Genomic DNA, 21,184 nt, shown 5'->3' on the forward strand with positions numbered 1-21,184 from the left:
CCTACAGGAGTTCCTCATGACGAATCGTATCTCTCGCCTTAAAACTGCGCTGTTTGCCAATACCCGTGAAATCTCGCTGGAGCGGGCGCTGCTTTATACCGCCAGCCATAAGCAAACCGAAGGCGAACCGGTGATTATTCGTCGGGCAAAAGCCACGGCGTATATCCTGGAACACGTTGAAATTTCGATTCGTGATGAAGAACTGATTGCCGGTAACCGTACCGTAAAACCTCGCGCCGGGATTATGTCACCGGAAATGGATCCTTACTGGTTGCTGAAAGAGCTGGAGCAATTCCCGACGCGACCGCAGGATCGCTTTGCTATCAGTGAAGAAGATAAACGTATCTACCGCGAAGAGTTGTTCCCGTACTGGGAAAAACGTTCGATGAAAGATTTCATCAACGGGCAGATGACGGATGAAGTAAAAGCCGCAACCAGCACGCAAATTTTCAGCATCAACCAGACGGATAAAGGTCAGGGGCATATCATTATTGATTATCCGCGCCTGCTGAATCACGGGCTGGGTGAGCTGGTGGCGCAGATGCAGCAACATTGTCAGCAACAGCCGGATAATCACTTTTATCAGGCCGCGCTGTTACTGCTGGAAGCTTCACAAAAACACATTTTGCGTTACGCCGAACTGACGGAAACGATGGCGGCAAACTGCACCGATGCCCAGCGTTGCGAAGAATTGCTGACTATTGCGGAGATCTCCCGCCATAACGCGCAACATAAGCCGCAGACGTTCTGGCAGGCGTGCCAGTTGTTCTGGTACATGAACATCATTCTGCAATACGAATCCAACGCCAGTTCGCTGTCGTTAGGGCGCTTCGACCAGTATATGTTGCCGTTCTATCAGACATCATTAACCCAGGGCGAAGACCCGGCGTTCCTGAAAGAACTGCTCGAATCTTTATGGGTGAAGTGCAACGACATCGTGCTGTTACGCTCCACCAGCAGCGCGCGCTATTTTGCGGGATTCCCGACCGGCTATACCGCGCTGCTCGGCGGTTTAACGGAAAACGGACGTAGTGCGGTGAACGTGCTTTCGTTCCTCTGCCTCGACGCCTATCAAAGCGTGCAATTACCGCAACCGAACCTGGGCGTGCGCACTAACGCCTTGATCGACACGCCGTTCCTGATGAAAACCGCAGAAACCATCCGCCTTGGCACCGGTATTCCGCAAATCTTTAACGATGAAGTGGTGGTGCCTGCGTTCCTCAACCGTGGCGTTTCGCTGGAAGATGCGCGCGACTATTCAGTGGTCGGTTGCGTGGAGTTGTCTATTCCTGGCAGAACCTACGGCTTGCACGACATCGCGATGTTTAACCTGCTGAAAGTGATGGAAATTTGTCTGCATGAAAATGAAGGCAATGCTGCGCTGACTTATGAAGGTTTACTGGAACAGATCCGCGCCAAGATCAGCCACTACATCACCCTGATGGTTGAAGGCAGCAATATTTGCGATATCGGTCACCGTGACTGGGCGCCAGTGCCGTTGCTTTCGTCGTTTATCAGCGATTGTCTGGAAAAAGGCCGCGATATTACCGATGGCGGCGCGCGTTATAACTTCTCCGGCGTACAGGGGATAGGTATCGCTAACCTGAGCGATTCTCTCCATGCGTTGAAAGGGATGGTTTTTGAGCAACAGCGTTTAAGTTTTGACGAATTGTTGTCGGTATTAAAAGCCAACTTCGCAACGCCAGAAGGCGAAAAAGTTCGCGCTCGCTTAATTAACCGTTTTGAGAAATACGGCAACGATATCGACGAGGTGGATAACATCAGCGCCGAACTGCTGCGCCACTACTGCAAAGAAGTGGAAAAATACCAGAACCCGCGCGGTGGCTACTTCACGCCGGGGTCGTATACCGTTTCTGCTCACGTCCCGTTGGGATCGGTGGTTGGCGCGACGCCAGACGGTCGTTTTGCCGGGGAGCAACTGGCAGACGGTGGCTTGTCGCCAATGCTGGGCCAGGACGCACAAGGACCAACGGCGGTACTGAAATCAGTCAGTAAGCTCGATAACACGCTGCTGTCTAACGGTACATTGCTGAACGTGAAATTCACTCCGGCGACCCTCGAAGGTGAAGCGGGATTACGTAAACTGGCCGACTTCTTACGGGCATTTACCCAGCTTAAGTTGCAGCATATTCAGTTTAACGTGGTGAATGCCGACACGTTGCGGGAAGCGCAAAAGCGCCCACAAGATTATGCCGGGCTGGTGGTGCGCGTTGCCGGATATAGCGCCTTCTTTGTCGAATTGTCGAAGGAGACCCAGGATGACATCATCCGCCGGACAGCGCATCAGCTGTAACGTTGTGGAAACGCGCCGCGATGACGTGGCGCGCATTTTCAACATTCAGCGTTATTCGCTGAATGACGGTGAAGGCATCCGCACGGTGGTCTTTTTTAAAGGCTGCCCACATCTTTGCCCGTGGTGTGCTAATCCGGAGTCGATCTCCGGCAAAATCCAGACGGTACGCAGAGAGGCGAAATGTCTGTACTGCGCGAAATGTTTACGTGATGCGGATGAATGCCCCTCCGGGGCGTTTGAACGGATTGGTCGCGATATCAGCCTTGACGCGCTGGAGCGGGAAGTGATGAAAGATGACATTTTCTTTCGCACGTCCGGCGGCGGCGTCACGCTTTCTGGCGGCGAAGTGTTAATGCAGGCGGAATTTGCGACCCGTTTTTTACAGCGACTTCGGCTGTGGGGCGTCTCATGTGCCATCGAAACTGCCGGAGACGCGCCAGCCAGCAAGCTGTTACCACTGGCGAAATTGTGCGATGAAGTGTTGTTCGATTTAAAAATTATGGACGCGACTCAGGCGTGGGATGTGGTGAAGATGAACCTGCCACGCGTGCTGGAGAATCTGCGTTTGCTGGTAAGCGAAGGTGTCAACGTGATCCCGCGTTTACCGCTGATCCCTGGTTTCACACTCAGCCGGGAGAATATGCAGCAGGCGCTGGACGTGCTGATCCCGCTGAATATCAGGCAAATCCACCTGTTGCCGTTTCATCAGTACGGTGAACCGAAATACCGCCTGCTGGGGAAAACATGGTCGATGAAAGAGGTTTCTGCGCCCTCGTCAGCCGATGTGGCAACGATGCGCGAAATGGCAGAACGAGCCGGATTTGAGGTTACCGTGGGGGGGTAAAATGGCATACCTGGTGGCAGTAACCGCCTGCGTCAGCGGCGTGGCGCATACTTATATGGCGGCAGAACGGCTGGAAAAATTATGCCAGTTAGAGAAGTGGGGCGTCAGCATTGAAACCCAGGGGGCGCTGGGAACGGAGAATCGTTTAGCGGACGAGGATATCCGTCGGGCGGATGTTGCGCTGTTGATTACGGATATCGAGCTTGCTGGTGCCGAGCGATTTGAGCATTGCCGCTATGTGCAATGCAGCATCTACGCATTCCTGCGTGAGCCGCAGCGGGTAATGAGCGCGGTGCGCAAAGTGCTTTCTGCGCCGCAGCAAACCCATCTTATTCTGGAGTAGTCGGTTTTTCTGTCAGTTGGCTGTGGTATTGCCGACGATATTCTGACGGCGAGCGTTCGGTGTTTTTACGAAACAGGCGGCAGAAGTAGTTGCTGTCGACAAAGCCGCAGGCGTGCGCCACTTCTTTTACCTTCAGGTCATAGCCTTTCAACAACGTTTTTGCATGTTCCAGCCGTGTATGATTCAGGTATTCGTTAAAGCCCGTCGCACCCGTTTTTTGAAACAGGTGGGAGAGGTAATTGGGCGAAATATAGAATGCTTGCGCGACAGATTCACGGGTTAGCGCGGAGGCATAGCGTTCATCGATATAATCGCGAATCGCTTCAAATAGTGCCTGGCTGCGTGAGGCGGTCTGGATTTGACTGCCGAGCAAGTCGCGGCAGTGGCTAAGCAGGCTGGCGACGATAAGCCTTGCCGTTTGCTGCTCCTGTGGCTGCATTTGCATTTCATTGAGTGTTTGCAGCAAGAATGAACCAATGCGCGGGCCGCGTCGGGCGACGTGCTGCTTTGCCAGATTTTGGTATTGCTTGCCATCCCATTGTACGACGCTGAAGCCGAGTTGCTGTTTGCCAAACAGCACGCTGAAGGTGGTGGCGGGTGTTTGCCATTGCGGGAAGTTCCAGCCGCCAGCAGGGACGTACAGTACATCGCCGGGAACTAACGTTGCGCCAGCGCCGGTATCAACAAACTCGCCTTCCAGCACAATTTCCAGCCGTGGAAAATCGACCTGATATGCAAGATCGGGCGCCGGGCCGTTGCTACTGGCAAAGTAAATCTGGCGCAGGGACAGCGGGCCGTTGATCAGGCGGGAGAGTAGATAGCTGACGTCGTGATACATGTTATTCCCTTAGGTATGTAGACGGGAAAACAGTAACTGGCATTATGAAAAAAGGCCACCTGAAAAGTGTGGCCTGATGAGAGTTCGATGTAAACATTGCGGCAGTATCGCATCCGGCAAATAGCGCCAGACGCGATACAAAGGTCATTTACTGATTACCCACCTGATCGCCATACGGCAGTGTGTCGTAATCGATCAGCGCGTTTTTCTTGTACGGGTTGCCAATCCAGCGGGTGGTTTCTTTGAACTGCGGGTTCACCACCGAACGGGTTGGATCGTAACCGTCGTAAGATAAGCCCGCCAAATCCGACCAGGTGTGGATCAGTTCCGCTAGGCTGTATTTACGATCGACATCCTGCGAGAAATCACGCGGATGCGCCGCCTGCCATTTTTCCGACGTCCACAGCAGGAACGGAATGGTGTACATATGACGCGTCGGGTTATCTTCGTTACGCCCCTGGGTTTTGTGCGGCGGCGTGTCGTAAACCTCTTCACCGTGATCAGAGAAGTAAACCAGGAAACCGTTCGGATCGGTCGCTTTAAAGTCTTTAATCAGGCTGGCAACCACATGATCGTTATACAGGTTAGCGTTGTCGTAATCGTTATACGACTCCAGCTCTTCTGCGCTTAATCCTGGTGGGACATGATCGGTATTGCCATCAAACTTGCCCTGATCTTCCGGGTAACGGTACTTGTATTTGATATGTGTACCCAGCAGATGAACGATGATCAGTTTCTTCGGCGCAGGGTCCTTCAGCACTTCCTGGAACGGCTTCAGCACGTTAGTGTCGTATTCACGCGCACTCTGCGTACGTTGCTGGTTCATGTAGTACTGCTTGTCGGTCTGGCGCGAAAATACCGTCAGCATGGTATTGCGGGCGGTCATCGTCTGCTGGTTGGTTATCCAGAAGGTTTTATAACCCGCCTGTTTCATCATGTTCATCAGCGACGGTTGCGTCAGATACAGGTCAGGGTTCTTTTCGTTGGCAAAAGTCAGCGCCTGTTGCAGGATTTCAATGGTGTACGGACGAGACGTAACCACGTTATTAAATACGGTCAGATTCGGATCGGTTTTATGCAGCGCATCCAGTTCTGGCGTGGTTTCACGCGGATAACCATACAGACTCATACGTCCACGCTGGGTTGACTCGCCAATCACCAGTACCAGGGTGCGTGGTTCGTTGCCCGATTCATCTTTGAAATTAGCCAGCGGCGGTAATGCATTATTTTCATTCAGCAGCTTCGTCAGCGAGTTAAGTTGCTGGCGATACTGATAATAACCAGTCAGGAATTGCCACGGCGCGGCAGGCTCCATGCGCGATGCCAGGTTATTCAACGTTTTCTCAAACGGCTTGTTTTTGATAAACGTATTCATGGCGATCGGATGCAGAATCAAACCGTAAAGCAGGGCAAAAGAGACGATATAACGCCACGGCTTCGGAATATAGACCGGGCGCAGGCGTGTCCACAGCAGAACTGCCACCGCCGTATAGGCCAGCGCGATAAGCACAATCTTCAGGCTGAAATACTGGCTTAAATACTCGCTGGCTTCGTTGGTGTTGGTTTCAAACATCACAAACAGAACGCTCTGCGAGAACTCCTGACCGTAGATGACGTAGTAGCACAGCGCCGCCAGAGAGGCCGCCCACAGCACCACGCCGATCACTGCGGCAATAATTTTAATCCGCTTCGGAAAGAGGAATACCGGGATCAACCACAGCGAACTGAACAGCAGTGAGTCGCGAATGCCGTTGGTGCCGCTGTAGCCGCTGATGTAAATAATGGCCTGTAACAGGGTAGAGAAAAACCAAAAGTAGAGCAGTGCCCAACCCAGGGCTTTCCAGCTAAAAAGGGGTTTAGTCTGGACTTCAGTGGAATGCATAGTAAGAACCCGTTTTGGATAATAGCGCCGAATGTAAGGACAAAACCTTAAGGATATCTGAAGGGATATCCAGAATCTGGGTGAAATGCAGACAGAAATATATTGAAAACGAAGGTGTTAGAACAGAAGTATTTCAGAAAACCCTCGCGCTATTGCACGAGGGTTGATAGAGGATGGGGGTTAGCCGGTATTACGCATACCTGCTGCAATTCCGGCAATAGTGACCATCAACGCTTGTTCGACGCGGGGATCCGGCTCCTGGCCTTCTTTTTCTGCCTGGCGGGAGCGGTGCAGCAACTCTGCCTGCAGTACGTTCAGCGGGTCAGTGTATATATTTCGTAGCTGAATAGACTCGGCAATCCACGGTAGATCGGCCATCAGATGGGAATCGTTGGCAATTGCCAGCACCACTTTGATGTCTTCTTCTTGCAGATTGCGTAACTCTTTACCTAACGGCCACAGCTCTTTGTCGACCAGGCGTTGGTCATAGTATTCCGCCAGCCACAGGTCTGCTTTGGCGAAGACCATTTCCAGCATTCCCAGACGCGTTGAGAAGAACGGCCAGTCGCGGCACATGGCTTCCAGTTCGCTCTGTTTGCCATCTTCCACCACTTTTTGCAGCGCAGTACCCGCGCCCAGCCAGGCTGGGAGCATCAGGCGGTTTTGTGTCCAGGCAAAAATCCACGGAATTGCGCGCAGTGATTCGACGCCGCCGGTCGGGCGACGTTTCGCCGGACGTGAACCTAACGGCAGTTTGCCCAGTTCCTGTTCCGGCGTGGCGGAGCGGAAGTATGGAACAAAGTCTTTGTTTTCACGCACATAACCACGGTAGAGATCGCAGGAGATGACCGAAAGTTCATCCATAATGTGACGCCAGCTCTCTTTCGGCTCAGGCGGTGGCAGCAGGTTGGCTTCCAGAATCGCCCCGGTGTACAGCGACAGGCTGCTGACCGTGATTTCTGGCAGACCGTACTTAAAGCGGATCATCTCGCCCTGTTCGGTCACGCGCAGGCCGCCTTTCAGGCTTCCTGGCGGTTGCGATAGCAGCGCCGCATGAGCCGGTGCGCCGCCGCGACCAATAGAACCACCGCGACCGTGGAACAGCGTCAGTTCAATACCCGCTTTTTCGCAGGTTTTGATTAACGCATCCTGTGCCTGATATTGCGCCCAGGAAGCCGCCATCACGCCTGCATCTTTTGCCGAGTCGGAATAGCCAATCATCACCATCTGTTTGCCCTGAATCAGGCCGCGATACCAGTCGATATTCAGCAACTGGGTCATGACATCGTTGGCGTTGTTCAGGTCATCGAGAGTTTCAAACAGCGGTGCGACTGGCATCGCAAATCCAATACCTGCTTCTTTCAACAGCAGGTGAACGGCCAGTACGTCGGACGGCGTTTTCGCCATCGAGATCACGTAGGCGGCAATCGAACCTTGCGGTGCTTCGGCAATCACCTGACAGGTATCAAGCACTTCGCGCGTTTCGGCGCTTGGTTGCCAGTTGCGTGGCAGAAGCGGACGTTTGGAGTTCAGTTCGCGGATCAGGAACGCCTGTTTGTCGGCCTCTGACCAGCTTTCGTAGTCGCCGATGCCGAGATAGCGGGTCAGTTCACCCAGTGCTTCGGTATGACGGGTGCTCTCCTGACGGATATCAATACGCACCAGCGGTACGCCGAAACATTTCACGCGGCGCAGAGTGTCGAGCAGATCGCCGTTGGCGATAATGCCCATACCACACGCCTGAAGGGACTGGTAGCAAGCGTAGAGCGGCTCCCACAGTTCTTCGTTCTGCGTCAGCAGACCTTCCGGCTTCGGCAGTTCTTCGCCTTTCAGACGCGCTTCCAGCCAGGCCTGTGTTGCCATCAGGCGGGAACGCAGGTTTTTCATCAGATAGCGATACGGTTCTGCGGCACCTTCTTCGCCGACCAGCGCCAGCAGTTCAGGGGTTGCTTCAACCATCGACAGTTCAGAAACCAGAACCTGAATATCTTTCAGGAACAGGTCGGTTGCTTTCCAACGGCTGAGCAGCAGGACGTGGCGGGTGATATCGGCAGTGACGTTCGGGTTGCCGTCGCGGTCGCCGCCCATCCACGAGGTAAAACGCACCGGAACAAATTCGACGGGCAGTTTGTAGCCGAGATTCTCTTCCAGTTGTTCGTTCAGTTCGCGCAGGTAATTCGGTACGCCTTGCCACAGGCTGTTTTCTACTACGGCAAAGCCCCATTTGGCTTCATCTATCGGGCTTGGGCGCAGCTTACGGATTTCATCGGTATGCCATGACTGGGCGATCAACTGGCGCAGGCGGCGCATCAGTTGGTTGTGTTCGTAGTCGGCGATATCTTTGTTGTCGAGCTGTTTTAAGCACGCGTTCACTTCCACCATTTTGTGGATCAGTGTACGACGAGTAATTTCGGTTGGGTGCGCAGTGAGTACCAGTTCCAGCGACAGTGATTCCACCGCTTTTTTGATGGTGTCTTCGCTCAGTTCCGGCTGGTTTTTCAGTTTACGCAGGGTGCGGGCGATCACTTCCGGGTTGCTGGCAGCCTCGCCTTTCGGCGAAATGCTGTGGTATTGCTCGGCGGTGTTTGCCAGGTTCAGGAACTGACTAAACGCACGCGCAACGGGCAGCAGCTCGTCGTTCGACAAATTTTGTAAGGTGGTGAGCAACTCCTGGCGGTTAGCATCATTGCCAGCGCGTGAAGATTTGGACAACTTACGGATAGTTTCTACGCGTTCAAGAATGTGTTCTCCCAACGCATCCTTGATGGTTTCTCCCAGCACTTTGCCGAGCATACTGACATTACTACGCAATGCGGAATATTGTTCGTTCATATAACCCCAGACACCCCATCTTATTGTTTGAAGCCCGGTATCCTTCACGTCGCATTGGCGCGAATATGCTCGGGCTTTGCTTTTCGTCGTCTTTTATAAAGCCACGTAAAAGCGGTGACGTCAAATGCTGCGAAATCGCTTCAGCAAACGAATAACTAGCAGGAATTTACGCCATTAAATTCACGATGATTTAAATAAGCGTAACTTATGGAAATGTTAAAAAATCACCATACATAACACCAAAGGTGTAGGTCGGATAAGATGCGCAAGCATCGCATCCGACATTATTGCGGCACTGGAGTTTGGTAACAGTCTCGGATGCGGCGCAAGCGCCTTATCCGGCCTACGGTTGGGCACCGTTTGAGTCACTGTAGGTCGGATAAGATGCGCAAGCATCGCATCCGACATTATTGCGGCGCTGGAGTTTGGCAACAGTCTCGGATGCGTCGCGAGCGCCTTATCCTGCCTACGTTTTAATGCCAGCAGAAATGGTGAATGACCTGGGTGATCAGTTCGCGGGTGGGTTTAATAAACCGCGTCTCCAGATATTCATCAGGCTGATGAGCCTGATTAATTGAGCCTGGACCCAACACTAGCGTCGGGCATAACGTCTGAATAAACGGCGCTTCGGTACAGTAGTTCACCACTTCGGTCTTTGCACCGAGTAATTTCTCAACCACTTCAACCAGTTGATGATTCGGCGGGCACTCGTAACCAGGGATCGGCGGATGCAGCTCTTCGACCGTCAGACGACCCGGCCAGCGTTCGCTCACCGGAGCCAGCGCGTCGTTGAGTAAGCCATTAAGTTCATTGAGCGTCATGCCAGGCAACGGACGAATATCCATATGCAACTCGCAGCAAGCGCAAATACGGTTAGAGGCGTCACCACCGTGAATATGCCCAAGGTTGAGCGTGGGATATGGCACGGTAAACGCTTCGTAGTGATAACGCTCTTTCAGGTTATCGCGCAATTGTAAAATATGACCGATGGCGTCGTGCATCAGTTCGATAGCGTTAACTCCGCGCGACGGATCGCTGGAATGCCCCGACTGACCCAGAATGCGAATGGCATTGGAGATGTGGCCTTTATGTGCGCGTACCGGTTGTAGTGACGTCGGTTCGCCAATGATGGCGCAATCCGGGCGCAGGGCGGTAGTTTCGGCAAAATAACGCGCTCCGGCCATACTGGTTTCTTCATCAGCAGTCGCCAGGATGTAGAGCGGTTTTGCCAGCTTCGTGACGTCGACGTCGCGTAGCGCATCGAGGATAAACGCAAAGAAGCCTTTCATGTCGGCGGTGCCTAAGCCGTAAAGCTTGCCGTCATGCTCCGTCAGCGTAAACGGATCGCGCGTCCAGCGACCGTCATCAAACGGCACCGTATCGGTATGACCCGCCAGCAGCAAGCCGCCAGCACCCTGTCCGCAACTGGCCAGCATATTAAATTTGTTGCGAGTTCCTGGCACAGGCTGCACTTCCACATTGAAGCCCAAATCTTTAAACCAGCCCGCCAGCAGAGTGATTAAATCTGCATTGCTTTGATCGAGTGCCTCTTCCGTGGCGCTTATTGAAGGTGTGGCAATCAGAGCACGGTAAATCTCGATAAATGGCGGTAATTTGTTTTTCATTGTTGACACACCTCTGGTCATGATAGTATCAATATTCATGCAGTAATTGTGAATAAAAATACACTAACGTTGAGCGTAATAAAACCCACCAGCCGTAAGGTGAATGTTTTACGTTTAACCTGGCAACCAGACATAAGAAGGTGAATAGCCCCGATGTTGAATACGCTGATTGTGGGTGCCAGCGGCTACGCTGGCGCAGAGCTAGTGACCTATGTAAATCGCCATCCGCATATGAACATAACCGCTTTGACTGTTTCAGCGCAAAGCAATGATGCGGGAAAGTTAATCTCCGATTTGCATCCGCAGCTAAAAGGCATCGTTGATCTGCCGTTGCAGCCGATGTCGGATATCAGCGAGTTTAGCCCAGGGGTGGACGTGGTGTTTCTCGCCACCGCCCATGAAGTTAGCCACGATTTAGCACCGCAATTTCTTGAAGCGGGCTGCGTGGTGTTTGACCTTTCCGGCGCGTTTCGTGTTAACGACGCTGCCTTCTATGAAAAATATTACGGCTTTACCCATCAATACCCGGAACTGCTGGAACAGGCCGCTTATGGTCTGGCGGAGTGGTGCGGCAATAAATTAAAAGAAGCGAACTTAATTGCGGTGCCGGGATGTTATCCGACGGCGGCACAACTGGCGCTGAAACCGTTGATTGATGCCGATCTTCTCGACCTCAGTCAGTGGCCGGTGATTAACGCCACCAGCGGTGTGAGCGGAGCGGGACGTAAGGCAGCGATTTCAAACAGCTTTTGTGAAGTTAGCCTGCAACCGTATGGTGTCTTTACCCATCGCCACCAGCCGGAGATCGCCACGCATCTCGGTGCTGACGTTATCTTCACCCCGCATCTGGGCAATTTCCCGCGCGGCATTCTCGAAACCATTACCTGCCGCCTGAAACCGGGTGTGACCCAGGCGCAAGTCGCGCAAGCGTTACAGCGGGCGTATGCGCATAAACCGCTGGTACGGCTATATGACAAAGGTGTTCCGGCACTGAAAAATGTCGTCGGGCTGCCGTTCTGTGATATCGGGTTTGCCGTTCAGGGCGAGCATCTGATTATTGTGGCGACCGAAGACAATTTATTGAAAGGTGCGGCGGCACAAGCGGTACAGTGCGCCAATATTCGTTTCGGTTATGCGGAAACGCAGTCTCTTATTTAAGGGTGCAATGATGAATCCATTAATTATCAAACTGGGTGGCGTACTGCTGGATAGTGAAGAGGCGCTGGAACGTCTGTTTAGCGCACTGGTGAATTATCGTGAGTCACATCAGCGTCCGCTGGTGATTGTGCACGGCGGCGGTTGCGTGGTGGATGAGCTGATGAAAGGGCTGAATCTGCCGGTGAAAAAGAAAAATGGCCTGCGGGTGACGCCTGCGGATCAGATAGACATTATCACCGGAGCACTGGCGGGAACGGCAAATAAAACCCTGCTGGCATGGGCGAAGAAACATCAGATTGCGGCCGTAGGTTTGTTTCTCGGTGACGGCGACAGCGTCAAAGTGACCCAGCTTGATGAAGAGTTAGGTCATGTTGGACTGGCGCAGCCAGGTTCGCCTAAGCTTATCAACACATTGCTGGAGAACGGCTATCTGCCGGTGGTCAGCTCCATTGGCGTAACAGACGAAGGGCTACTGATGAACGTCAATGCCGACCAGGCGGCAACGGCGCTGGCGGCAACGCTGGGCGCGGATCTGATTTTGCTCTCCGACGTCAGTGGCATTCTCGACGGCAAAGGGCAACGCATTGCCGAAATGACCGCCGCGAAAGCAGAACAACTGATTGAGCAGGGCATTATTACCGACGGCATGATAGTGAAAGTGAACGCGGCGCTGGATGCTGCGCGCACGCTGGGGCGCCCGGTGGATATTGCCTCCTGGCGTCATGCGGAACAGCTTCCGGCACTGTTTAACGGTATGCCGATGGGTACGCGGATTTTAGCTTAAGTTTTGTTAGCCGGAGGCGTAGCTTTCCGGCATTGAATTTCAAAATAAGGAAACAGAGTTATGGCACTTTGGGGCGGGCGTTTTACCCAGGCAGCAGATCAACGGTTCAAACAATTCAACGACTCACTGCGCTTTGATTACCGTCTGGCGGAGCAGGATATTGTTGGCTCTGTGGCCTGGTCCAAAGCCCTGGTAACGGTCGGCGTGTTAACCGCAGAAGAGCAGGCGCAACTGGAAGAGGCGCTGAACGTGCTGCTGGAAGATGTTCGCGCCAGGCCACAACAAATCCTTGAAAGCGACGCCGAAGATATCCATAGCTGGGTGGAAGGCAAACTGATCGACAAAGTAGGTCAGTTAGGCAAAAAACTGCATACCGGGCGTAGCCGTAATGATCAGGTAGCGACTGACCTGAAACTGTGGTGCAAAGATACCGTTAGCGAGTTACTGACGGCAAACCGGCAGCTGCAATCGGCGCTGGTGGAAACCGCACAAAACAATCAGGACGCGGTGATGCCTGGTTACACTCACCTGCAACGCGCCCAGCCGGTGACGTTCGCGCACTGGTGCCTGGCCTATGTTGAGATGCTGGCGCGTGATGAAAGCCGCTTGCAGGATGCACTTAAACGTCTGGATGTCAGCCCGCTAGGCTGTGGCGCGCTGGCGGGAACGGCCTATGAAATCGACCGTGAACAGTTAGCAGGCTGGCTGGGCTTTGCCTCAGCGACCCGTAACAGTCTCGACAGCGTTTCTGACCGTGACCACGTGCTGGAACTGCTTTCTGCTGCCGCTATCGGCATGGTGCATCTGTCGCGTTTTGCCGAAGATCTGATTTTCTTTAACACCGGCGAAGCGGGGTTTGTGGAGCTTTCTGACCGCGTGACTTCCGGTTCATCATTAATGCCGCAGAAGAAAAACCCGGATGCGCTGGAGCTGATTCGGGGTAAATGCGGTCGAGTGCAGGGCGCGTTAACCGGCATGATGATGACGCTGAAAGGTTTGCCGCTGGCTTACAACAAAGATATGCAGGAAGACAAAGAAGGTTTGTTCGACGCGCTCGATACCTGGCTGGACTGCCTGCATATGGCGGCGCTGGTGCTGGACGGCATTCAGGTGAAACGCCCACGTTGCCAGGAAGCAGCGCAGCAGGGTTATGCGAATGCTACTGAACTGGCGGATTATCTGGTGGCGAAGGGCGTACCGTTCCGCGAGGCGCACCATATCGTGGGTGAAGCGGTGGTGGAAGCCATTCGTCAGGGTAAACCGCTGGAAGATCTGCCGCTGACCGAGTTGCAGAAATTCAGCCAGGTGATTGGCGAAGATGTCTATCCGATTCTGTCGCTGCAATCGTGCCTCGACAAGCGTGCGGCAAAGGGTGGTGTCTCACCGCAACAGGTGGCGCAAGCGATTGCTTTTGCAAGGGCGCGTTTGGGGTAACCTTGTTATTTTGCTCCCCTGAGAATGGGGAGTTTGCCTGATGTGCTTTGTTTATCATGTCTACGTAGTGTTGCACTTGTAGGCATGATAAGACGCGACAGCGTCGCATCAGGCAGTATTCTGTTGACCTTAAATTTAACGCCCAACCAGAACCATTATTTGTCACATGCCTTTTTATTCTTGCTTTACTCTCCCTATAAAAATCATTTTTAAATACACCAGGCGATACACAGTTTAATTAATTGAATATAATTAATTTCTATTGTTGTGTTTATTTTTAAGATTGATGGTGTTTATTATGTGATTATTTAACGCGTTGTTTTAACGATGATGATTAATAGTGTAGGTCAAATTTGAGGATATTTTTGTTCTCCGCCGGAAATTTTTGTTTTTAATGTGATCATGGTTGAATAATCACCTTTTCTCTCTTGTATGGTAGTAGGCGAGAAATTAAGTTTGAAGCGTCTATTTACAACACAGGAGATTGCAATAATGAAAATTATTGCTGCGGACGTTTTTGTTACTTGCCCCGGGCGTAATTTCGTTACGCTTAAAATAACCACTGAAAGCGGACTTTGTGGGCTGGGAGATGCCACGTTAAATGGTCGCGAATTGTCGGTCGCTTCTTATCTGAAAGATCATCTTTGCCCACAATTAATTGGCCGCGATGCCAGCCGTATCGAAGATATCTGGCAATTCTTTTATAAAGGCGCTTACTGGCGGCGTGGTCCCGTCACGATGTCGGCCATTTCTGCCATTGATATGGCGTTGTGGGATATCAAAGCTAAAGCAGCCAATATGCCGCTGTATCAACTGCTTGGCGGTGCTTCTCGTGAGGGCGTGATGGTTTATTGCCATACCACCGGGCGCACGATTGATGAAGTTCTTGAGGATTATGCAAAGCACCAGCAGATGGGCTTTAAGGCGATTCGTGTGCAGTGCGGTGTGCCTGGGATGCAAACCACCTATGGCCTGGCGAAGGGCAAAGGGCTTGTGTATGAACCGGCAACCAAAGGCCAGTGGCCGGAAGAGCAGTTGTGGTCTTCAGAAAAGTATCTCGACTTTACGCCGAAGTTATTTGAGGCGGTGCGCAATAAGTTCGGTTTTAACGAACATCTGTTGCATGACATGCACCATCGCCTGACCCCCATCGAAGCGGCGCGCTTTGGAAAGAGCATTGAAGATTACCGCCTGTTCTGGATGGAAGATCCAACGCCTGCCGAGAATCAGGAATGTTTCCGTTTGATTCGCCAGCATACCGTGACGCCAATTGCGGTCGGAGAAGTGTTTAACAGTATCTGGGATTGCAAGCAGTTAATCGAAGAGCAGTTAATTGACTATATTCGCACGACGATTACCCATGCAGGCGGCATTACCGGGATGCGGCGGATTGCCGATTTTGCATCACTTTATCAGGTACGTACCGGTTCGCACGGTCCTTCTGATTTATCGCCCATTTGCCATGCGGCGGCGCTGCATTTTGACCTCTGGGTGCCAAACTTCGGCGTGCAGGAGTACATGGGCTATTCCGAACAAATGCTTGAAGTCTTCCCGCATAGCTGGCGCTTCGAGGAGGGGTATATGCATCCGGGCGATGAACCGGGGCTGGGTATTTCTTTCGATGAGAAACTGGCGGCGAAATATCCGTATGACCCGGCGTATCTCCCCGTCGCACGACTGGAAGATGGCACATTGTGGAACTGGTAATAACGGTTCGCTTAATTATTTTCTGAATAGTCATCAAATCGATTAATTCCGCTCAAGGAGCTAAAAATGGACGTTGATGTGTCAACCAGTGTTGCGGGTAATAAACCGCAACGGATTCGTCGTATTCAGACCGTGACCCTGGTTTTATTATTTATGGCGGGGATCGTTAATTTTCTCGACCGTTCGTCATTGAGCGTGGCAGGCGAAGCGATTCGTGGCGAGTTAGGATTATCGGCGACAGAGTTTGGTTTTCTGCTTTCTGCATTTTCTCTGTCTTATGGTTTTTCACAACTTCCTTCCGGTATTTTGCTAGACCGCTTTGGCCCACGAATAGTTTTAGGCGCAGGCTTAATATTCTGGTCATTAATGCAGGCATTAACAGGAATGGTTAATTCTTTTAGCCACTTTATTTTAATGCGTATCGGTCTGGGTATTGGCGAAGCGCCATTTATGCCTGCGGGAGTAAAGTCGATCACCGACTGGTATGCACAAAAAGAACGCGGCACGGCGCTGGGAATTTTTAACTCATCTACCGTTATCGGTCAGGCCATCGCGCCTCCTGCTCTTGTATTGATGCAGTTGGCATGGGGCTGGCGGGCGATGTTCGTTATCATCGGCGTAGCGGGGATTCTGGTTGGGATTTGCTGGTACGTGTGGTATCGCAACCGGGCGCAGTTTGTCCTGACCGACGAAGAACGGACGTATCTCTCCGCGCCGGTTAAACCGCGTCCACAGCTGCAATTTAGCGAGTGGCTGGCGCTGTTTAAGCACCGGACAACCTGGGGGATGATTTTAGGTTTCTCTGGGGTTAACTATACCGGTTGGCTCTACATCGCGTGGTTACCCGGTTATTTGCAGGCCGAGCAAGGTTTCAGTCTGGCGAAAACGGGCTGGGTGGCGGCGATTCCTTTCCTCGCGGCGGCGGTCGGGATGTGGGTTAACGGTATTGTTGTCGATCGACTGGCGAAAAAAGGCTACGACCTGGCGAAGACGCGTAAAACGGCTATTGTCTGCGGTTTGATGATGTCGGCATTAGGAACGTTGCTGGTCGTGCAATCTTCCTCGCCTGCGCAAGCGGTGGCGTTTATCTCAATGGCGCTGTTCTGCGTGCATTTTGCGGGAACATCTGCATGGGGACTGGTTCAGGTGATGGTGTCAGAAACAAAAGTGGCTTCCATCGCCGGGATTCAAAACTTTGGTAGTTTTGTCTTTGCTTCCTTTGCTCCGATCGTAACCGGCTGGGTGGTGGATACCACGCACTCGTTTAATCTGGCGCTGGTTATCGCGGCCTGTGTGACCTTCACTGGTGCGCTGTGTTACTTCTTTATCGTCAAAGATCGCATTGAGTAAGTATTGCAGCCTGGCCCTCCGCTGGAGGGTCGGAAGAAATAAAAAAAAAGCGGATCCTGGAGATCCGCAAAAGTTCACGTTGGCTTTAGTTATTCGAGTTGAGAAACTCTCGAAACGGGCAGTGACTTCAAGGGTTAAAGAGGTGCCGCTCCGTTTCTGTGAGCAATTATCAGTCAGAATGCTTGATAGGGATAATCGTTCGTTGCTATGCTACCTATCGCCATGAACTATCGTGGCGATGGAGGATGGATAATGAATATTCGTGATCTTGAGTACCTGGTGGCACTGGCCGAACACCGCCATTTTCGGCGTGCGGCAGATTCCTGCCACGTTAGCCAGCCGACGCTTAGCGGGCAAATTCGTAAGCTGGAAGATGAGCTGGGCGTGATGCTGCTGGAGCGAACCAGCCGTAAAGTGTTATTCACCCAGGCGGGAATGCTGCTGGTGGATCAGGCGCGTACCGTGCTGCGTGAGGTGAAAGTCCTTAAAGAGATGGCAAGCCAGCAGGGCGAGACCATGTCCGGGCCGCTGCACATTGGTTTGATTCCCACGGTCGGGCCTTACCTGCTACCGCATATTATCCCGATGCTGCACCAGACCTTTCCAAAGCTGGAAATGTATCTGCATGAAGCGCAGACCCACCAGTTACTGGCGCAACTGGACAGTGGCAAACTCGATTGCGTGATCCTCGCGCTGGTGAAAGAAAGCGAAGCATTCATTGAAGTGCCGTTGTTTGATGAGCCAATGTTGTTGGCTATCTATGAAGATCACCCGTGGGCGAACCGCGAATGCGTACCGATGGCCGATCTGGCAGGGGAAAAACTGCTGATGCTGGAAGATGGTCACTGTCTGCGCGATCAGGCGATGGGCTTCTGCTTTGAAGCCGGGGCGGATGAAGATACACATTTCCGCGCCACCAGTCTGGAGACGCTGCGCAACATGGTGGCGGCAGGTAGCGGGATCACTTTACTGCCTGCGCTGGCTGTACCGCCAGAGCGCAAACGCGATGGCGTTGTTTATCTGCCGTGCATTAAGCCGGAACCACGCCGCACTATTGGCCTGGTATATCGTCCTGGCTCACCGCTGCGTAGTCGTTATGAACAACTGGCAGAGGCCATCCGCGCAAGAATGGATGGCCATTTCGATAAAGCGTTAAAACAGGCGGTTTAATCCGTTTAGTGCCGCTACCCGATAGGCTTCCGCCATGGTCGGGTAGTTAAAGGTGGTGTTAACGAAGTACTCAATGGTGTTGCCGCCACCTTTCTGTTCCATAATCGCCTGACCGATATGAATAATTTCGGCAGCGCGCTCGCCAAAGCAATGAATCCCAAGAATCTCTTTTGTTTCCCGATGGAATAAGATTTTCAGCGTACCCACGTTCATGCCAACGATTTGCGCTCGCGCCAGATGTTTGAACTGGGCGCGACCCACTTCATACGGCACTTTCATCGCGGTCAGTTGCTGTTCGGTTTTACCGACTGAGCTGATTTCCGGGATGGTGTAGATGCCGGTAGGGATATCTTCAATCAGATGCGCGGTGGCTTCACCTTTCACCAGCGCCTGTGCGGCGATGCGCCCCTGGTCATAGGCCGCCGACGCCAGGCTCGGATAACCAATCACGTCGCCCACGGCATAAACATGCGGCTGTGCGGTTTGATACATGCTATTGACCTTAAGCTGGCCACGACTGTCAGTTTCCAGACCAATATTATGCAGCGCCAGCGAATCGGTATTACCGGTGCGGCCGTTGGCATAGAGCAGGCAGTCGGCTTTTAGTTTCTTGCCTGATTTCAGGTGCATGATTACGCCGTCGTCACAACCTTCAATCTTCTCGTATTCTTCGTTGTGACGAATTACCACACCGCTGTTCCAGAAGTGGTACGAGAGAGAATCTGACATCTCTTGATCAAGAAACGCCAACAAACGATCGCGGGTGTTGATCAGATCCACTTTCACATCCATTCCACGGAAGATCGATGCGTATTCGCAGCCGATCACTCCGGCACCGTAGATAAGCACGTGGCGTGGTTCGTGATGCATGCTAAGAATTGAGTCGCTGTCGTAAATGCGCGGATGGGTAAAATCAACGTCCGCCGGATGATATGGACGAGAGCCGCAGGCAATAACAAATTTTTCTGCGGTCAGCGTTTCGACCGTGCCGTCCGGGCAATCAAGCGCCAGCGTGTGCTCGTCAACAAAGCGAGCGTTCCCCTGCAATATTTCGCAGTGATTACGTTCGTAAAATCCCTGACGCATACGTGTTTGTTGATTAATCACGTTATCGGCATGGTTAAGGATATCGGCAAAAGAAGAGCGGAGCAGTCGCGAATGGTCGCTGTAAAGTGGGTTTTGATTGAATTCTATAATGCGGCTGACGGCGTGACGGAGAGCTTTCGACGGGATGGTGCCCCAGTGGGTGCAACCGCCGCCAACATTTTGATAACGCTCGATAACTGCGACGCGCGCACCTTGCTTAACCAGACCCATTGCAGCGCCTTCGCCGCCGGGGCCGGAACCTATTACTATGGCATCGTAATCGTAGGAATGTGGCATGGTAGGGCTTACCTGTTCTTATACATAAAAGCAACAGAATGGTAACATTTTATCGCGGGTAAGCCAATTGATCCCCGTCATTTATCTGGCTATATCGTGAGCGGCCTTTGCTTTGTCTTCCTCCTTCTTATTTTATTTATTCACTATTAATCGCTTTTTCTTGTGACTGGCAGTTTTATCTTGATGAAGTGTGCTTTTTTGTTATTGTCTTTGTGAAATTTTCTTATAAAACAAATATATAAATATTTTATATTGATGGGGTATTTGTATTTATACCATCAATAAAATCCGTCAATTAGCCTGTTTATCTATAAATAAGGGAATAGCAGATGATCGAACACTATATTCGTGGGTTTGAGGAAGAACTGCGCGAGATTCGCCATCAGATCCATGAAAACCCGGAGCTGGGGTTACAGGAGTTTCAAACCAGTGCGTTGGTAGCAGAAAAGCTGCGCCAGTGGGGCTATGAGGTAGAGCAAGGGCTGGCGACGACCGGCGTGGTTGCCACCTTAAAAGTGGGCGACGGAGAGAAAAGTATTGGTTTGCGGGCGGATATGGATGCGTTACCGATTTATGAAAATAGCGGCAAACCCTGGTCCAGCAAACAACCTGGTTTGATGCACGCCTGTGGGCATGACGGGCATACCACAATATTGCTGGGTGCCGCGCGCTATCTTGCCGAAACCCGCCGCTTTAACGGCACGTTGCGTCTCATCTTCCAGCCAGCTGAAGAGATGATCAACGGCGGTGAGATTATGGTTAAAGAAGGTCTTTTTGACCGTTTCCCCTGCGATGTGATTTTCGGTATGCACAATATGCCGGGTCTGCCGGTTGGCAAGTTTTACTTTCAGCCAGGGGCGCTGATGGCGTCAATGGATCAGTTCCACATTACGGTTCGTGGCTGTGGTGGACATGGTGCGATTCCCCACAAAGCCATCGACCCGGTGCTGGTCGCGGCACATATCACCACCGCATTACAAAGTATTGTGTCGCGCAATGTCGATCCGCTGGAAGCGGCGGTCATTACCGTCGGCAGCATTGTTGCGGGTGAGGCCGCTAACGTCATTCCAGATAGTGCCGAGATGAAAATCAGCGTCCGCTCGCTTAGCCGTGAAACCCGGCAACTTCTTCTGACCCGTATTCCTGCTCTGGCACAAGCCCAGGCCGTCAGCTTTGGCGCTACGGCTGATGTGACGCATGTTAACGGCACTCCGGTATTAGTGAATGATGAGGCGATGGCGAGATTTGCCTGCCAGGTGGCCTGCGAAACGTTTGGTGAAGACAGGGCGGAGTTTGGCATCAAGCCTCTGATGGGCAGTGAAGACTTCTCTTTCATGCTGGAGGCCCAGCCAAAAGGCGCTTTCCTGTTGTTCGGTAATGGTGATGTCGGGGAAGGTTCCTGCATGGTGCATAACCCCGGGTACGACTTCAACGATGCAAGTCTGGTGCCGGCAAGTAGCTACTGGGGCGCGCTGGTGGAAGCCTGGTTGCAATAAATAAAACAACACACAACAACACTT

General features: G+C 52.3%; 15 protein-coding genes. 10 read left to right on the forward strand and 5 right to left on the reverse strand.

Going from position 1 to position 21,184, the window contains the following annotated elements; all coding sequences use genetic code 11:
• The first annotated feature begins 16 nt into the window (after positions 1 to 16).
• Genes FC814_RS09175 through FC814_RS09185 form a run of 3 tightly spaced genes read left to right on the forward strand, consistent with a single transcriptional unit; the run spans position 17 to position 3,501 of the window.
• Entirely contained in the window at positions 17 to 2,314 is a 2,298-nt protein-coding gene (locus FC814_RS09175) for a formate C-acetyltransferase (RefSeq protein WP_137325849.1), read from the forward strand.
• Positions 2,280 to 3,158, forward strand: a complete 879-nt coding sequence (locus FC814_RS09180; RefSeq protein WP_137325850.1) for a [formate-C-acetyltransferase]-activating enzyme — start codon at positions 2,280 to 2,282, stop codon at positions 3,156 to 3,158. The genes FC814_RS09175 and FC814_RS09180 overlap by 35 nt, the downstream gene beginning before the upstream one ends.
• A gap of 1 nt (position 3,159) precedes the next feature.
• Positions 3,160 to 3,501 (forward strand): PTS fructose-like transporter subunit IIB, encoded by a 342-nt coding sequence (locus FC814_RS09185; protein ID WP_000323849.1) that lies wholly within the window; start codon positions 3,160 to 3,162, stop codon positions 3,499 to 3,501.
• Here FC814_RS09185 and FC814_RS09190 read toward each other — a convergent pair.
• The 4 genes from FC814_RS09190 to argE all read right to left on the reverse strand — a co-directional run bounded on the left by FC814_RS09190 (position 3,488) and on the right by argE (position 10,678).
• Entirely contained in the window at positions 3,488 to 4,339 is an 852-nt protein-coding gene (locus FC814_RS09190; protein ID WP_000274614.1) for an AraC family transcriptional regulator, read from the reverse strand. The genes FC814_RS09185 and FC814_RS09190 overlap by 14 nt on opposite strands.
• A gap of 148 nt (positions 4,340 to 4,487) precedes the next feature.
• Positions 4,488 to 6,221 carry a phosphoethanolamine transferase CptA gene (locus FC814_RS09195; protein ID WP_137325851.1) on the reverse strand — a complete coding sequence of 578 codons (1,734 nt, stop codon included), beginning with the start codon at positions 6,219 to 6,221 and terminating at the stop codon, positions 4,488 to 4,490.
• Between the two features lie 180 nt (positions 6,222 to 6,401).
• Complete coding sequence (gene ppc, locus FC814_RS09200; RefSeq protein WP_001005563.1) at positions 6,402 to 9,053, reverse strand: phosphoenolpyruvate carboxylase; 2,652 nt, start codon at positions 9,051 to 9,053, stop codon at positions 6,402 to 6,404.
• A gap of 473 nt (positions 9,054 to 9,526) precedes the next feature.
• Positions 9,527 to 10,678 carry an acetylornithine deacetylase gene (gene argE, locus FC814_RS09205; protein WP_032226759.1) on the reverse strand — a complete coding sequence of 384 codons (1,152 nt, stop codon included), beginning with the start codon at positions 10,676 to 10,678 and terminating at the stop codon, positions 9,527 to 9,529.
• Positions 10,679 to 10,831: 153 nt separating this feature from the next.
• Here argE and argC point away from each other — a divergent pair, with 153 nt between their 5' ends.
• From argC to oxyR, 6 genes are all read left to right on the forward strand, one after another.
• Complete coding sequence (gene argC / locus FC814_RS09210) at positions 10,832 to 11,836, forward strand: N-acetyl-gamma-glutamyl-phosphate reductase (RefSeq protein WP_000935358.1); 1,005 nt, start codon at positions 10,832 to 10,834, stop codon at positions 11,834 to 11,836.
• A 7-nt stretch (positions 11,837 to 11,843) separates the two neighbouring features.
• Positions 11,844 to 12,620 carry an acetylglutamate kinase gene (gene argB, locus FC814_RS09215; RefSeq protein ID WP_105290580.1) on the forward strand — a complete coding sequence of 259 codons (777 nt, stop codon included), beginning with the start codon at positions 11,844 to 11,846 and terminating at the stop codon, positions 12,618 to 12,620.
• Between the two features lie 60 nt (positions 12,621 to 12,680).
• On the forward strand, positions 12,681 to 14,054 hold the full coding sequence (gene argH / locus FC814_RS09220) for an argininosuccinate lyase (RefSeq protein ID WP_001230092.1): 1,374 nt from the start codon (positions 12,681 to 12,683) through the stop codon (positions 14,052 to 14,054).
• 492 nt (positions 14,055 to 14,546) lie between these two features.
• A complete protein-coding gene (manD, locus tag FC814_RS09230) occupies positions 14,547 to 15,761 on the forward strand; it encodes a D-mannonate dehydratase ManD (protein ID WP_137325853.1) in 1,215 nt (404 codons plus the stop codon).
• A 66-nt stretch (positions 15,762 to 15,827) separates the two neighbouring features.
• Entirely contained in the window at positions 15,828 to 17,111 is a 1,284-nt protein-coding gene (locus FC814_RS09235; RefSeq protein WP_137325854.1) for an MFS transporter, read from the forward strand.
• A gap of 252 nt (positions 17,112 to 17,363) precedes the next feature.
• A complete protein-coding gene (gene oxyR / locus FC814_RS09240) occupies positions 17,364 to 18,281 on the forward strand; it encodes a DNA-binding transcriptional regulator OxyR (RefSeq protein WP_001025936.1) in 918 nt (305 codons plus the stop codon).
• Here the strand turns inward: oxyR and sthA are convergent.
• Positions 18,264 to 19,664 carry a Si-specific NAD(P)(+) transhydrogenase gene (gene sthA / locus FC814_RS09245; RefSeq protein WP_001120821.1) on the reverse strand — a complete coding sequence of 467 codons (1,401 nt, stop codon included), beginning with the start codon at positions 19,662 to 19,664 and terminating at the stop codon, positions 18,264 to 18,266. The genes oxyR and sthA overlap by 18 nt on opposite strands.
• Positions 19,665 to 19,993: 329 nt before the next feature.
• Here sthA and FC814_RS09250 point away from each other — a divergent pair, with 329 nt between their 5' ends.
• Positions 19,994 to 21,160, forward strand: a complete 1,167-nt coding sequence (locus tag FC814_RS09250) for a M20 aminoacylase family protein (RefSeq protein ID WP_000569581.1) — start codon at positions 19,994 to 19,996, stop codon at positions 21,158 to 21,160.
• Positions 21,161 to 21,184: the final 24 nt, after the last annotated feature.

Source organism: Escherichia sp. MR (assembly GCF_005280595.1).
GTDB classification, from domain to species: Bacteria; Pseudomonadota; Gammaproteobacteria; order Enterobacterales; family Enterobacteriaceae; genus Escherichia; species Escherichia ruysiae.

What these genes read in the sequence shown, in the direction of transcription:
- argB (WP_105290580.1), top strand. Translation starts at nt 11,844, where the DNA reads ATGATGAATCCATTAATTATCAAACTGGGTGGCGTACTGCTGGATAGT.
- FC814_RS09190 (WP_000274614.1), bottom strand. Translation starts at nt 4,339, where the DNA reads ATGTATCACGACGTCAGCTATCTACTCTCCCGCCTGATCAACGGCCCG.
- FC814_RS09235 (WP_137325854.1), top strand. Translation starts at nt 15,828, where the DNA reads ATGGACGTTGATGTGTCAACCAGTGTTGCGGGTAATAAACCGCAACGG.
- oxyR (WP_001025936.1), top strand. Translation starts at nt 17,364, where the DNA reads ATGAATATTCGTGATCTTGAGTACCTGGTGGCACTGGCCGAACACCGC.
- FC814_RS09185 (WP_000323849.1), top strand. Translation starts at nt 3,160, where the DNA reads ATGGCATACCTGGTGGCAGTAACCGCCTGCGTCAGCGGCGTGGCGCAT.
- argE (WP_032226759.1), bottom strand. Translation starts at nt 10,678, where the DNA reads ATGAAAAACAAATTACCGCCATTTATCGAGATTTACCGTGCTCTGATT.
- FC814_RS09175 (WP_137325849.1), top strand. Translation starts at nt 17, where the DNA reads ATGACGAATCGTATCTCTCGCCTTAAAACTGCGCTGTTTGCCAATACC.
- sthA (WP_001120821.1), bottom strand. Translation starts at nt 19,664, where the DNA reads ATGCCACATTCCTACGATTACGATGCCATAGTAATAGGTTCCGGCCCC.
- FC814_RS09250 (WP_000569581.1), top strand. Translation starts at nt 19,994, where the DNA reads ATGATCGAACACTATATTCGTGGGTTTGAGGAAGAACTGCGCGAGATT.
- FC814_RS09180 (WP_137325850.1), top strand. Translation starts at nt 2,280, where the DNA reads ATGACATCATCCGCCGGACAGCGCATCAGCTGTAACGTTGTGGAAACG.
- FC814_RS09195 (WP_137325851.1), bottom strand. Translation starts at nt 6,221, where the DNA reads ATGCATTCCACTGAAGTCCAGACTAAACCCCTTTTTAGCTGGAAAGCC.
- argH (WP_001230092.1), top strand. Translation starts at nt 12,681, where the DNA reads ATGGCACTTTGGGGCGGGCGTTTTACCCAGGCAGCAGATCAACGGTTC.
- ppc (WP_001005563.1), bottom strand. Translation starts at nt 9,053, where the DNA reads ATGAACGAACAATATTCCGCATTGCGTAGTAATGTCAGTATGCTCGGC.
- argC (WP_000935358.1), top strand. Translation starts at nt 10,832, where the DNA reads ATGTTGAATACGCTGATTGTGGGTGCCAGCGGCTACGCTGGCGCAGAG.
- manD (WP_137325853.1), top strand. Translation starts at nt 14,547, where the DNA reads ATGAAAATTATTGCTGCGGACGTTTTTGTTACTTGCCCCGGGCGTAAT.